This window comes from Neorhizobium tomejilense, assembly GCF_964254135.1.
Taxonomy (GTDB): Bacteria; Pseudomonadota; Alphaproteobacteria; order Rhizobiales; family Rhizobiaceae; genus Neorhizobium; species Neorhizobium tomejilense.
The window spans coordinates 4,482,343-4,494,450 of the sequence record NZ_CAXUSO020000001.1 but is presented as its reverse complement, the minus strand read 5'-3'; the positions used below and the strand labels follow the sequence as shown (position 1 = coordinate 4,494,450).

Annotated in this window: 12 protein-coding genes; 5 read left to right on the top strand and 7 right to left on the bottom strand. The window is 60.5% G+C overall.

Annotation, left to right across the window (positions count from 1 at the left end):
• Positions 1 to 45: 45 nt before the first annotated feature.
• Positions 46 to 405, top strand: coding sequence for a nuclear transport factor 2 family protein (locus ACSQ3G_RS22110; RefSeq protein ID WP_046630269.1), 360 nt, complete (start codon positions 46 to 48; stop codon positions 403 to 405).
• A gap of 15 nt (positions 406 to 420) precedes the next feature.
• Here the strand turns inward: ACSQ3G_RS22110 and ACSQ3G_RS22105 are convergent, their stop codons facing one another.
• The 6 genes from ACSQ3G_RS22105 to infC form a co-directional block, all read right to left on the bottom strand.
• A complete protein-coding gene (locus ACSQ3G_RS22105) occupies positions 421 to 1,038 on the bottom strand; it encodes a hypothetical protein (protein ID WP_436111546.1) in 618 nt (205 codons plus the stop codon).
• Positions 1,039 to 1,116: 78 nt separating this feature from the next.
• Positions 1,117 to 3,540: a phenylalanine--tRNA ligase subunit beta gene (pheT, locus tag ACSQ3G_RS22100; RefSeq protein ID WP_436111545.1), complete on the bottom strand. Its 2,424-nt coding sequence runs from the start codon at positions 3,538 to 3,540 to the stop codon at positions 1,117 to 1,119.
• Positions 3,541 to 3,553: 13 nt separating this feature from the next.
• The gene (gene pheS / locus ACSQ3G_RS22095) at positions 3,554 to 4,636 is read right to left on the bottom strand and encodes a phenylalanine--tRNA ligase subunit alpha (RefSeq protein ID WP_436111544.1); all 1,083 of its coding nucleotides are present in this window, start codon (positions 4,634 to 4,636) and stop codon (positions 3,554 to 3,556) included.
• A 157-nt stretch (positions 4,637 to 4,793) separates the two neighbouring features.
• On the bottom strand, positions 4,794 to 5,198 hold the full coding sequence (gene rplT, locus ACSQ3G_RS22090) for a 50S ribosomal protein L20 (RefSeq protein WP_046627769.1): 405 nt from the start codon (positions 5,196 to 5,198) through the stop codon (positions 4,794 to 4,796).
• A 39-nt stretch (positions 5,199 to 5,237) separates the two neighbouring features.
• Positions 5,238 to 5,441 (bottom strand): 50S ribosomal protein L35, encoded by a 204-nt coding sequence (gene rpmI, locus ACSQ3G_RS22085; protein WP_007751830.1) that lies wholly within the window; start codon positions 5,439 to 5,441, stop codon positions 5,238 to 5,240.
• A 198-nt stretch (positions 5,442 to 5,639) separates the two neighbouring features.
• Positions 5,640 to 6,176, bottom strand: coding sequence for a translation initiation factor IF-3 (gene infC, locus ACSQ3G_RS22080; protein WP_038548290.1), 537 nt, complete (start codon positions 6,174 to 6,176; stop codon positions 5,640 to 5,642).
• A 182-nt stretch (positions 6,177 to 6,358) separates the two neighbouring features.
• Between infC and ACSQ3G_RS22075 the strand changes: the two genes are divergently transcribed.
• From ACSQ3G_RS22075 to ACSQ3G_RS22065, 3 genes are all read left to right on the top strand, one after another.
• Positions 6,359 to 7,162 (top strand): alpha/beta hydrolase, encoded by an 804-nt coding sequence (locus tag ACSQ3G_RS22075; protein WP_436111543.1) that lies wholly within the window; start codon positions 6,359 to 6,361, stop codon positions 7,160 to 7,162.
• A gap of 130 nt (positions 7,163 to 7,292) precedes the next feature.
• Complete coding sequence (locus ACSQ3G_RS22070) at positions 7,293 to 7,907, top strand: transglutaminase-like cysteine peptidase (protein WP_436111542.1); 615 nt, start codon at positions 7,293 to 7,295, stop codon at positions 7,905 to 7,907.
• A gap of 139 nt (positions 7,908 to 8,046) precedes the next feature.
• Positions 8,047 to 9,627, top strand: a complete 1,581-nt coding sequence (locus ACSQ3G_RS22065) for a sensor histidine kinase (protein WP_436111541.1) — start codon at positions 8,047 to 8,049, stop codon at positions 9,625 to 9,627.
• 143 nt (positions 9,628 to 9,770) lie between these two features.
• Here ACSQ3G_RS22065 and mbfA read toward each other — a convergent pair whose 3' ends face one another.
• The gene (gene mbfA / locus ACSQ3G_RS22060) at positions 9,771 to 10,754 is read right to left on the bottom strand and encodes an iron exporter MbfA (RefSeq protein ID WP_105438730.1); all 984 of its coding nucleotides are present in this window, start codon (positions 10,752 to 10,754) and stop codon (positions 9,771 to 9,773) included.
• 240 nt (positions 10,755 to 10,994) lie between these two features.
• Here mbfA and ACSQ3G_RS22055 point away from each other — a divergent pair, with 240 nt between their 5' ends.
• On the top strand, positions 10,995 to 12,101 hold the full coding sequence (locus ACSQ3G_RS22055) for a TRAP transporter substrate-binding protein (protein ID WP_436111540.1): 1,107 nt from the start codon (positions 10,995 to 10,997) through the stop codon (positions 12,099 to 12,101).
• The last annotated feature ends 7 nt before the right edge of the window (positions 12,102 to 12,108 follow it).

The window sequence follows — 12,108 nt, the reverse complement described above, 5'->3', positions numbered from 1 at the left end:
CATCTTTTTGTGTTAGTATGCTGGCGCTAACACGGGAGAAGATCGATGTCCGAGGAGCGCGCCGTTCAGGCGGTGATCCATCTCTATGTGGACGGAATGACGTTTGCGCATGAGGCGGCGCTTCGAAAGGCGTTCCATCCCAAGGCGTGTATCATCGGCAATTACGACGGGGCGGTCGAATGGCTGTCGCTCGACGACTTCATCGGGGCGGTCACATCGGAAGGTGCAGCACCCGCCGATACCCAGCCGCTGATCCAGATCGAAGCGCTCGACGTCACCGGCGACGCCGCGACGGTGAAGGTCGTCGATCAGTTCGCCGGCATGCGGTTCTCGGACTATCTCTCGCTTCTGAAGATCGACGGCCGCTGGGTGATCGTCAACAAGCTCTATCACCTGCATTCCTGAACGGTCCGCCGTCGCTTACCGTTCAAGCGCCGGAAACCCGATGTAATGCTCGGAATGATCGCCTTCGTTGTTGGGCATCCCGATCTTGGTCAGTACGCCCCGCGGTTCGGCGAAGCTGCGGATACGCCGGGCGGGCTTTTCGTGCCACTGGATGTTCATCGCCCAGAGTTTCGGAAAGACCATGATCGACGAGTAAGGCAGGTGGTCGTGGATCCACCAAGCCATCTTCTGCCAGTCGCCGTCGTCGTGATAGGTGTCGACCAGCCAGGGGAAAACGACGCAGGCGGTGGCGCCCATGAAGCCCTTGGCATCGCGCCGATCCCAGATGTGGTCGGCGGCGGTATTGGCATTGGAGGAGCAATTGAGATTGTTCTTGTTGCCGAATTCGTTGACCTTAGCGCAGCGATAACCGGAGCGCAGATGCAATCGCCCGAACGTCGCCTGCAGCGGCTCCAGCAGTTCCTCGCAAAGGTGCCGGCCCGCCTCGATCGCCAGATCCGGGTCTTCGGGAATGTTCGGAATGGCGTAGAAATTGGCGATCTCCGAAAACAGGAAATCGCGGAAGAAGAAGTTCTTCGACAGCCGCACCCGGCCGAGTTCCTCCAGTCCTTTCATCGATCCCGGTGTGCGCATCATTCCTCCGACAAAAAAGCCTGCCTCACATCATCCGCGAGGCAGGCTATCTTTCAGCGGTGATTGAGGCCACCCGTTTCAGGCGCGCAAGGTACCGCCAGTGGTCTTTTCAACATTGGCGACGATCTTGGCGGTCAGCGTATCGAAATCCTCGTCGGTCAGCGTGCGCTCGACCGGCTGGATCAGCACTTCGACCGCAATCGACTTCCTACCCTCGCCAAGCGACGCCCCTTCGAACACGTCGAAGACGTTGACGCCGGTGATCAGCTTACGGTCGGCGGTCGATGCCGCCTTGACGATCGCGCCGGCCTCGACATCGCTTGAAACCACGAACGCGAAGTCGCGCTTGACCACCTGGAATAGCGAAAGCTCAAGCGGCGGCTTGGTGCGCGTCGCCTTCTTCTTCGGCTCAGGCATGGCGTCGAGGAAAACCTCGAAGCCACTGAGTGCGCCCGAAACATCAAGAGCGCCGAGCGTCTTCGGGTGGAATTCGCCGAAATAACCGAGCACGACTTTCGGACCCATCTTGATGGTGCCGGAGCGGCCCGGATGATACCATTCCGGTGCGCCCTTCTCGACCTGGACGTTACCCATCGGCAGGCCGCAGGCTTCGAGCACCGCCAGTGCATCGGCCTTGGCGTCGAAAACGTCGACCGGCTTGCCGCCGCCCTTGGCAGCGTTCGACCAGAGGCGGCCGGTGCCGTTGATCGTAGCCGTGCCGCGACGAATGCCGCCGGCGACGCGGCGCTGGCCTTCCGGCCTGTCGCTTTCGTAAGTGCCGGACACCTCGAAGATCGCCACGTCACCAAAGCCCTTGTCGGCATTGCGCTGTGCCGCGGACAGCAGGCCCGGCAGCAGCGACGGCCGCATGTCGGACATGTCGGATGCAATCGGGTTGGCAAGCTTCAGCGCCCGGGCGCCGCCGCCGAAGAGCTTTGCCTGATCTTCCGGAATGAAGGACCAGGTGACGGCTTCCAGCATGCCGCGCGAGGCAAGCGCCCGCTTGGCGGTGCGGGTGCGGATCTGCAGGGTTGTCAGGATCTTGGCATTGACGCTCGAGAGTTTCTCGATCGGCTCCGGCTTGATCTGGTCGACGCCATGAATGCGCATGACTTCTTCGACGAGGTCGGCCTTGCCGTCGACATCCGGACGCCAGGACGGCACGGTGACGGAAACGCGTTCTCCGGAACCTTCGACCGCGAAACCAAGTCGCGTCAGGATATGACGGCTTTCCTCGGTCGACACTTCAAGACCAGTCAGGCGTTTCACTTCCGTATAGGGGAAATCGACGATCTTCGGCTGATGGCCCTTGTAACCGACGACTTTCGCTTCGGCGGCCACGCCGCCGCAGAGTTCTAGCACCAGTTGGGTGGTGCGGTCGAGGCCGGGAACCATGTATTCCGGATCGACGCCGCGCTCGAACCGGTAGCGCGCGTCAGTGATGATGCCGAGCGCGCGGCCGGATTTGGCGATGTTGATCGGATCCCAGAGCGCGGATTCGATCAGCACCTCGACGGTGTTCTCGTCGCAGCCGGAATGTTCGCCGCCCATGATGCCGCCGATCGATTCCACGCCGTTTTCATCTGATATAACGACGTTGCTGGGGTTCAGCTTGTATTCGCGGGTATCCAGCGCCAGCACCGTCTCACCGTCCAACGCGCGGCGAACCGTAAGGTCGCCCTTCACCTTGGCGGCATCGAAGACGTGCATCGGCCGGCCGTGGTCGAAGGTCATGAAGTTTGTGATATCGACCAGCGCGTTAATCGGGCGAAGGCCGATCGCCTTCAGCCGCTGCTGCATCCACAGCGGGCTCGGGCCGTTCCTGACGCCGCGCACCAGGCGCAGGCCGAAACCGGGGCAGAGCCGCTCGTCGTCGAGAATGATCTTCAGGCCGACGGAGGTCTGGCCTTCGGTCTTGAAGTCCGGCTTTGCCTGAGGTTTCAGCGTGCCGAGGCCCGAGGCCGCCAGATCGCGGGCGATGCCGTGGATCGAGGTGCAGTCCGGACGGTTCGGCGTCAGGTTGATCTCGATGACCGGATCGTCGAGGCCGGCATAGAAGGCGAACGGCGTGCCTACCGGCGCATCCTCGGCCAAGTCGATGATGCCGTCGTGGTTGTCGGACATGTCGAGCTCTTTTTCCGAGCACATCATGCCGTGGCTTTCGACGCCGCGGATATTGCCGACGGCGAGCGTGACATCGATCCCCGGAACGTAAGTTCCAGGTTTCGCGAAGGCGCCGATCATGCCGGCGCGTGCGTTGGGGGCGCCGCAGACGACCTGCACCGGCTTGCCGTCGCCTGCATCCACCATCAGCACCTTGAGACGATCGGCGGACGGATGCTTCTCGGCCGAGAGAACCTTGGCGATGACGAACGGCTTGTAGGCGGCCTTGTCGTCGACGTCCTCGACTTCGAGACCGATTGCGGTCAGTCGCTCGCAAATTTCATTGAGGGTCGCATCCGTTTCCAGATGATCCTTCAGCCAGGAGAGTGTGAATTTCATCGTCGTTTCTCCCTTACACGCTCAGGCCGCCGAACAAAGTCGGCATGTCGAGCGGGCGGAAACCGTAGTGGTTCATCCAGCGGACGTCGGCGTTGAAGAAGTCGCGCAGGTCCGGCATGCCGTATTTCAGCATGGCGATGCGGTCGAGGCCCATGCCCCAGGCAAAACCCTGGAACTCGTCCGGATCGAGACCGCCGGCGCGCAGCACGTTCGGGTGCACCATGCCGCAGCCAAGGATTTCCATCCAATCGGTGCCCTCGCCGAACTTGACGATCGGGCCGGAGCGGTCGCACTGGATGTCCACTTCGAAGCTCGGCTCGGTGAACGGGAAGAAGGACGGGCGGAAGCGCATGGTGACGCTTTCGACCTCGAAGAAGGCCTTGCAGAATTCTTCGAGTATCCAGCGCATGTTGCCGACATGCGACTTGCGGTCGACCACCAGGCCTTCGACCTGATGGAACATCGGCGAGTGGGTCGCGTCACTGTCCTGGCGATAGGTCTTGCCGGGAATGATGATGCGGATCGGTGGCTTCTGCGCTTCCATCGTGCGGATCTGCACCGGCGAAGTATGGGTGCGCAGGACCTTACGCTCGCCATTCTCGTCGGGCTGGAAAAAGAAGGTGTCGTGCATCTCGCGGGCCGGATGGCCCTCGGGGAAGTTGAGCGCCGTGAAATTGTAGTAGTCGGTCTCGACATCCGGGCCCTCGGCGATCGAGAAACCCATGTCGCCGAAGATGGCGGTGATCTCGTCGACGATCTGGCTGATCGGATGAATGCGGCCGCGCTCAGCCGGCGAGGAACGCACTGGCAGCGAGATGTCGACCGTCTCGGCCTTGAGACGCGCCTCGATCGCCGCGTCCCTCAGCACCGTCTTGCGCTCGGCGATGGCGTCGGTGATCTCGTTCTTCAGCGCGTTGATCGCCGCGCCGCGGGTCTGACGTTCTTCCGCCGACATCGAGCCCAGCGTCTTCAGGAGCTCGGAGACGGAGCCTTTCTTGCCGAGAGCGCCGACGCGCACGGCCTCGATCGCCGCCTCGTCACTGGTGCCGGCGATTTCCGCCAAAAGCGAAGTTTTCAGGTTTTCCAGATCGGACATGGTTTCTTCCGTTTGATGCTCGGCGAGATGCATGGCGAGGTCGTGACGGCTGTTTGGGGAATGACGTGTGGGAATGCCAAAAGAAAAACCCGCGCCAGCCGTAACCAGCGCGGGTTTCCCAAAATCAGTAAAGCTAATTAAGCTTGGGAAGCGCTGGTTAACGAACCGCGCTTTCAAACTCGTTGGTGGTGCCGGCGTCCTTGAGGTACTCAAGAGCCTTCTTCGAAGCGGCAACCAGAGCACCGAATGCTTCCGGCTCATGGATTGCCATGTCGGAGAGAACCTTGCGGTCGACTTCGATACCGGCCTTGTTGAGACCATCGATGAAGCGACCGTAGGTCAGGCCGGATTCGCGGACGGCAGCGTTGATACGCTGGATCCACAGGGCGCGGAAATTGCGCTTCTTGACGCGACGGTCGCGCGTGGCGAACTGACGCGAACGATCGACGGCAGCCTTGGCGGCCCGGATCGTATTCTTGCGGCGGCCGTAGAAGCCCTTGGCTGCCTTCAAAGTCTTGGTGTGCTTGGCGCGGGAAGTGACGCCCCGTTTTACGCGTGCCATGTCATGATCTCCTTAACTGATCCAAAAGTGACGAGGGTCTCAGAGACCGTTCGGCAGGTAGTTCTTGATAACCTTCTTGCCATCGGGTTCGGCAAGGATCATCGTTCCGCGCGCATCGCGGATGAACTTGTTGGACCGCTTGATCATGCCGTGGCGCTTACCAGCGGCGGCTGCAACGACTTTGCCGGTGGCGGTGATCTTGAACCGCTTCTTGGCAGCCGATTTCGTCTTCATCTTGGGCATTTTGCTACTCCAGTTTTGTATCGAAACCACAGACGATGCTGGTTTCAAGCATTTAGAACAGCCACGGCATGCCCTGCCGGACCGTTCGGAACGCGCGCTTATAACCGCAGTCGGTCAAAAGCGCAATGGGAAAGAAGACATGACGAAAATCCGGCGGCCAAGCCAGCCGGTCCGTCGAAAAGGCATCCGGTGCGGCGCTTATTTCGGCGCCAGCACCATCATCATCTGGCGGCCTTCGAGCTTCGGCTCGGCTTCCACCTTGGCGATTTCCAAAGTATCGTCCTTCACCTGAAGCAAAAGCTTCATGCCGAGTTCCTGGTGGGCCATTTCGCGGCCGCGGAACTTCAGCGTCACCTTGACCTTGTCGCCCTCTTCAAAGAAACGGTTCATCGCCTTCATCTTCACGTCATAGTCATGCGTGTCGATGTTGGGCCGCATCTTGATTTCTTTGATTTCGACGATCTTCTGCTTCTTGCGGGCTTCTGCCGCTTTCTTCTGGTTCGCATATTTCAGCTTGCCCAGGTCGAGGATCTTGCACACCGGCGGCTCGGTGTTCGGCGAGATCTCGACGAGATCGAGGCCGGCGTCCTCAGCCATCTTGAGAGCCTGCTCGGTCGGAACGATACCAAGGTTCAAGCCTTCGGCATCGATAAGCTGGACCTTGGGAATGCGAATTTCCCGGTTGGAGCGCGGCCCGTCCTTAACAGGGGCATCGGTTTTGAATGGTCTGCGGATGGTCGTATTCTCCTAGATTGTTTCGGCACCGCAGCGACACATCGAGGGCGTCCGGCTTGCGGCCGACGGCAATGTCGTGATCGCTACGGCGAAGTCAATAGCATAGCCGCGTGAAAAAATCACCTGCTGTCCTATGCCTAAGAATCTGTTTTATAAGCGCGGCAAAACCTCAGGATTCCACCATGACCGACGCAGCCAACCTCACCCGCAAAACGATCACCGTCGGCTCCGGAGCGTTTGCGCGGGAGATCGCAATCATCCACCGGTCCGCGAGCAAAAAGAAGCCGGGGCCTGCCTTCGTCTGGCTCGGCGGCTACCGGTCGGACATGACAGGCACCAAGGCCGTCGAACTCGACGCGCTTGCCGGCGAACTCGGGCTCGCGGCGATCCGGTTCGACTATTCGGGCCATGGCATTTCCGGCGGCGCCTTCCGCGAGGGCACGATCTCGCGCTGGCTGGAAGAGGCAATCGCCGTCCTTGACGATATCAAGCCGAAACGGGTCATCCTGGTCGGCTCGTCGATGGGCGGCTGGATCGCGCTGCGCCTCGTGCAGGAATTGAAGAAGCGCAAGAAGGCTGCGAAGGTCGACGGCATCGTGCTGATCGCGCCGGCGCCGGATTTCACGGCGGAACTCATCGAGCCGAATCTCACCGAAGCCGAACGGCAGTCGCTTGCGGAGCGCGGTTATCTCGAGGAGCGGTCCGAATACAGCCCGGAGCCCAATATCTATACGCGTGACCTCATAGAGGACGGCCGCAGCAATCGGGTCATGACCGGCATTATAGAGACGGGCTGCCCGGTCCACATCCTGCAGGGCATGAAGGACCCGGACGTGCCTTACGCCCACGCATTGAAGCTCGTCGAGTTCCTGCCGGCCGACGACGTCGTCCTGACGCTGATCCGCGACGGAGATCACCGGCTCTCCAGGCCCCAGGACATCGAAAAATTGCGGGCCGCGGTCTCGGCCCTAATATTTAATGATTAAATTTTGGGCTGATACAAAAATGTTGCAGCCTTAACCATAATGCGAGCGATGAGCCGTTAACAAAACTCACCGATTGACTCTCTCTCCCGTCCGCCCTTAACGTTTCATTAGGATTTGAAGGGACGGGTCCATGATGATAGCCTTGCAGGCGCGGCGTATAGCCGTGATCCTAGTTAGCGTACTTGTACCAGTGAGTGCTGCAGTTCCGGCTCCAAGGCCAATGGCCGCGATGGTCACCGGTGCCGTTACCTCCCAGCCAATCGGCCATTACGAATTCTGTCATAAATATGCGACGGAATGCTCTATCAAGAGCCGCTCCGCTCCCTCCCCCAAGGTCAGCGCCAAAGGCTGGGCTGCCGTCCGCCAGATCAACCGGGCCGTCAACGCGCGTTACATCGCCAAGACGGACAAGGAAGTCTTCGGCCGCGAAGAGGTCTGGAGCTATCCAAGCAATTTCGCCGATTGCGAGGACTTTGCGCTCGAGAAGCGCAAGGAACTCGCGGCGCAGGGCTTCGCCCTTTCCGATCTCCTGATGACCGTCGTCCGCAAGCCGGACGGCGAAGGCCATGCGGTCCTGACGTTGCGCACGTCGGACGGGGATTTCATCCTCGACAACCTCGATAACGAGGTGAAGCCCTGGTTTGCGACGCCCTACACCTTCTTGAAGCGTCAGGCCTCGTTCAACACGGGACGCTGGGTCACCATCGAAAACGGCCGCGACCTGCTGGTCGGTGCATTGAAATAACCTGCACCCTTGAGTACAGATTGACATTCGCCCGCATCATCCAGGTTGCGGGCGAATGTTTTTGGTGTCGCCTTGTCGGAAGACATTTCCCCGATGCATCCAACCTGCTAGGAGGGAATCTCTGAAACCGGAGCGGGTTGTGCGTGACGATGTGAAACCAGGCTTGCCACACGCGGCCCGTGCAACGAGGCCCACCCTCCCGATCCTGCTGACCGGCTTGTTCGCCCTCGCCCTGCTGGCGGTCGCCGGCCTTATCATCCTCGAAAACTACCGAACTGCCCTGAAGGAAGGCGAAGCTCGCGCGCTCTCGTCTGCGCATGTGGTCGCGGCTCACCTGGAGTGGATGATCGAGGCAAGCGACCAGGCCCTGCGGCGTATCGGAACCGAGGTGGGAGACAGGCCGATCGATGGTTCGCCCGGTCTTGCAGCCGACCTGTCGCGGGCTGTCGGACAACTGCCGGCGGGTTTTCAATATTCACTTCTGGATGACACCGGCGTGGTCCGCTTTTCCAGTGCCGGCGGGAATGCACCTGAAAATGCATCCGACGATCACAGCGCGCGTGCATATTTCAGCAGGCTGAGGGATGGCCAGGAGCTGACTTTCACCCGGCTGCTCGAAAACGAAACTGCCGGCAAGCCATCCTTCACCGTCGCGCGGCGGATCGAGCAAGACGGGATTTTCCGGGGCATTGCCAGCATTACCATCCCGAACGAGAGCCTGGACGGTTTCTGGGCCTCGATGGGGCTTGGGCCGAACTCCACGATTTTGATCATCAGGGATGACGGGTGGCTGATGGCCCGACGGCCGGCGACAACGCGCCCGATCGATCTCAGTACGACCGCGTGGTACCCGATGACGCGCCAAATGCCCACCGGCTTCTACCACAGTCCGGTCTCGCCGATCGACGGCCATGCCCGCATCGTCGCCTTCTGGAAGGTCTCCGGCTGGCCGCTCATCGCGCTTGCGGCCATCGCACGGCAGGAAATTCTCGACCAGTTCTGGCGCAATCTCCTTTCGGACACGCTGGTCATGCTGCCGTTGATGGCGCTGCTGGTCCTCGGCGCCTTCTGGATCAACCGCCTTCTCTATCGCACTTCGGCCCGCAACGAAGAACTGGAGCAGGCGGTGGAGCGCAACCGCTTCCTGCTGCGGGAAATTCATCACCGGGTGAAGAACAATCTCCAGGCGGTGCTTGCGCTCGTGCGGCTGCAAGCCTTGCCGGTCGATGCGCGCGACGACATGACGAGGCGCATTGCCGCGATGATCGCCGTGCACGAACAGATCTATCAGAACGATCAGTTCGAACAGGTCGAGGTGGCGCCCTATGCTACCAAGCTGATCACCGACATCGCCTCGGGCTACGAAACGCCCGTCGTGCTCGACCTCAGGCTGCAGCCGCTGACCGTCGATCGCGAGCAGGCTTTGCCGCTCGGGATGATCATCAACGAGGTCGTTTCAAACTCGTTCAAATATGCCTTTGCCGGTCGTCAAGGCGGCAGGCTTTCCGTCGAGCTCCGCGAAGACGGCGACAATCTGAGCCTTGTCATCCGCGACGACGGGCCGGGCATCGAGGCTTTCAATCGGGCCGGCGGAATGGGCAGCAAGCTGATCGCCAATTTTGTCAAGCAACTCGGCGGGCATTTCACTACCCACAATGATGGTGGAGCGGTGTTTTCGCTTGAGGTGCCGCGGGTCAGGGCGCCGCAAGCGGCGGCGTGACGCTCTTGCCAGCAGCTTCCCGACCGCGCGTTTGATCTCAGGGAGTTTGCTGCTCCGGATCCCGGCCCTTCGCTTTGGGCTCAGGGCGTTCAGCGCTCAAAACGCTTCACTGGAGCGTTTTGACGGCTTGCAGCCGTCGCGCTTCACCCATTCCCGATCAAGATGCCTGCAGCGAGCACCAGCGATCCGCCGAACACCACCTGGACGACTGCCCTCAGGAACGGTGTTTCCATGTAGCGGTTCTGGATAAAGGCGATCGCCCAGAGTTCGAAGAAGACGATGATCGCGGCAACGATGGTCGCGGTCCAGAAATGCGGGATGAGGTAAGGCAGCGTGTGGCCGAGGCCGCCGAGCGCCGTCATGATACCGGAGGCAAAGCCGCGTTTGATCGGCGAACCGCGTCCGGAAATCTTGCCGTCGTCGTGGGCGGCTTCGGTGAAGCCCATGGAAATGCCCGCACCGACCGAGGCCGACAGGCCGATCAGGAAGGTCGACCAGGTGTCGCCCGTCGCGAAGGCCGCCGCGAAGATCGGCGCCAGCGTCGAGACCGAACCGTCCATCAGCCCGGCGAGACCCGGTTGCACATAGGTGAGGATGAACTGGCGGCGGGCGGTCTCGTCTTCCTCGGTCTTCACGTCGTCGGTCACGTGTTTGTCGCCGAGCATGCGGGCGATATCCTCATGCCCCTGCTCGGCAATCGCCAGATCGCCGAGCAACTGCCGCGTCGAGGCGTCGGAAACCTGCTTTACCGCCTCGGTATAAAACCGGAAAGCCTGTTGCTCCATGGCTTCCGCCTGTTCCCGGATGGTGTCGAGCGACAGGTTGCGGGTCAGCCAATCCGGTTTGCGTTCGTAGAAACCGCGCACATGTTCGCGGCGGATCAGCGGGATGCGTTCGCCGAAGCGTGAGCGAAACATCTCGATCAGCATGTTCTTATGGGTCTGCTCGACCTCCGCCATGTCTTCGAACACCTTGGCGGATGCGGGAAACTGATCCTTGAGATTGTCCGCATAAGCGAGATAAATCCGCGCATCCTCCTCTTCCGAAGCGATGGCGAGCGCCAGGATTTCCTTCTCGTCGAGGGAGGCGAATGGGCGCTTGGAATTGGTAAGGAGGCGGGCGAGCATGAAAACCTCTATTAGAATTATTCTAAACTAAAGCGTCGTCTGAAAACTTCAAGGGATTTCTGCCTCGCCCGCGATCTAAAGGGGGTGGGGAACGGCTGGCGCAATATCCGGAAAGATTTGCTGCGCTGCAGCGTAATCTTCTGGATTTTTTTCTTGCTGTTCCCGAAACGAAAGGACTATGAGCTGCGCCGCGCGGGCCAAAATCCGGGCACCTCCCAAAGTTTAGAAGGCATAAATCCCATGAACCGCAGAAACTTCTTCCGGCAGGCAGCGACCGCCGGCGTGGGCGCCGCCGCAGCGACCGCGCTCGCAGCGCCTGCCATTGCCCAGGAATCTCCGAAGATCACCTGGCGCATGACCTCGTCCTTCACCAAGAACACCGACATCCTCTGGTCCGCCGCCACCGACATCGCCGAAAGCGTCAAGGAAGCCTCGGACGGCAACTTTACGATCCACACCTTCGCCGCTGGCGAAATCGTGCCGGCTCTGCAGGCAGCGGATGCCGTTTCCAACGGCACCGTCGAAATGGCGCATACCTGCGCCTATTATTATATCGGCAAGGACCCGACCTTTGCGCTCGGCACCGCCGTTCCGTTCGGTCTCAACGCCCGCCAGACCAATGCATGGTTCTCGGTCGGCGGGGGCAACGAGCTGCTCAACGACTTCCTTGGCGGCTACAATCTCTTCGCGCTGCCGGCCGGCAATACCGGTGCCCAGATGGGTGGTTGGTACCGCAAGGAAATCAACACGATCGAAGACCTGAAGGGCCTGAAGATGCGCATTGCCGGCCTCGCAGGCCAGGTGATGCAGAAACTCGGCGTCACGCCGCAGCAGATCGCCGGCGGCGACGTCTACGCAGCGCTTGAAAAGGGCACGATCGACGCCACCGAATTTGTCGGCCCTTATGACGACCAGAAGCTCGGTTTCGTGAAGGTCGCGAAGTACTACTATTATCCGGCCTGGTGGGAAGGTGGACCGGCCGTCCACGCCTTCATGAACAAGGACAAGTTCAACGCCCTTCCGAAGAGCTACCAGCGCATGATCAAGGATGCATGCGCCAATGCCAACCAGAACATGCTTTCCCGCTACGACACCAGCAACGCCAAGGCGCTGCGTCAGCTCGTTTCGGAAGGCGCGGTCCTGAAGCCGTTCAGCCCGGAAATCCTCGAAGCCAGCTACAAGGCTGCGCTCGAAGTCTATGCCGAACTCAACGCCAAGAACGCCGCCTTCAAGAAGATCTATGACAGCCAGCAGGCCTTCAAGAGGGAAGGCTATCTCTGGAACCAGATCGCCGAATACAGCTATGACACCTTCATGATGGTTCAGCAGCGCAAGGGCACGCTGTAATCATCGA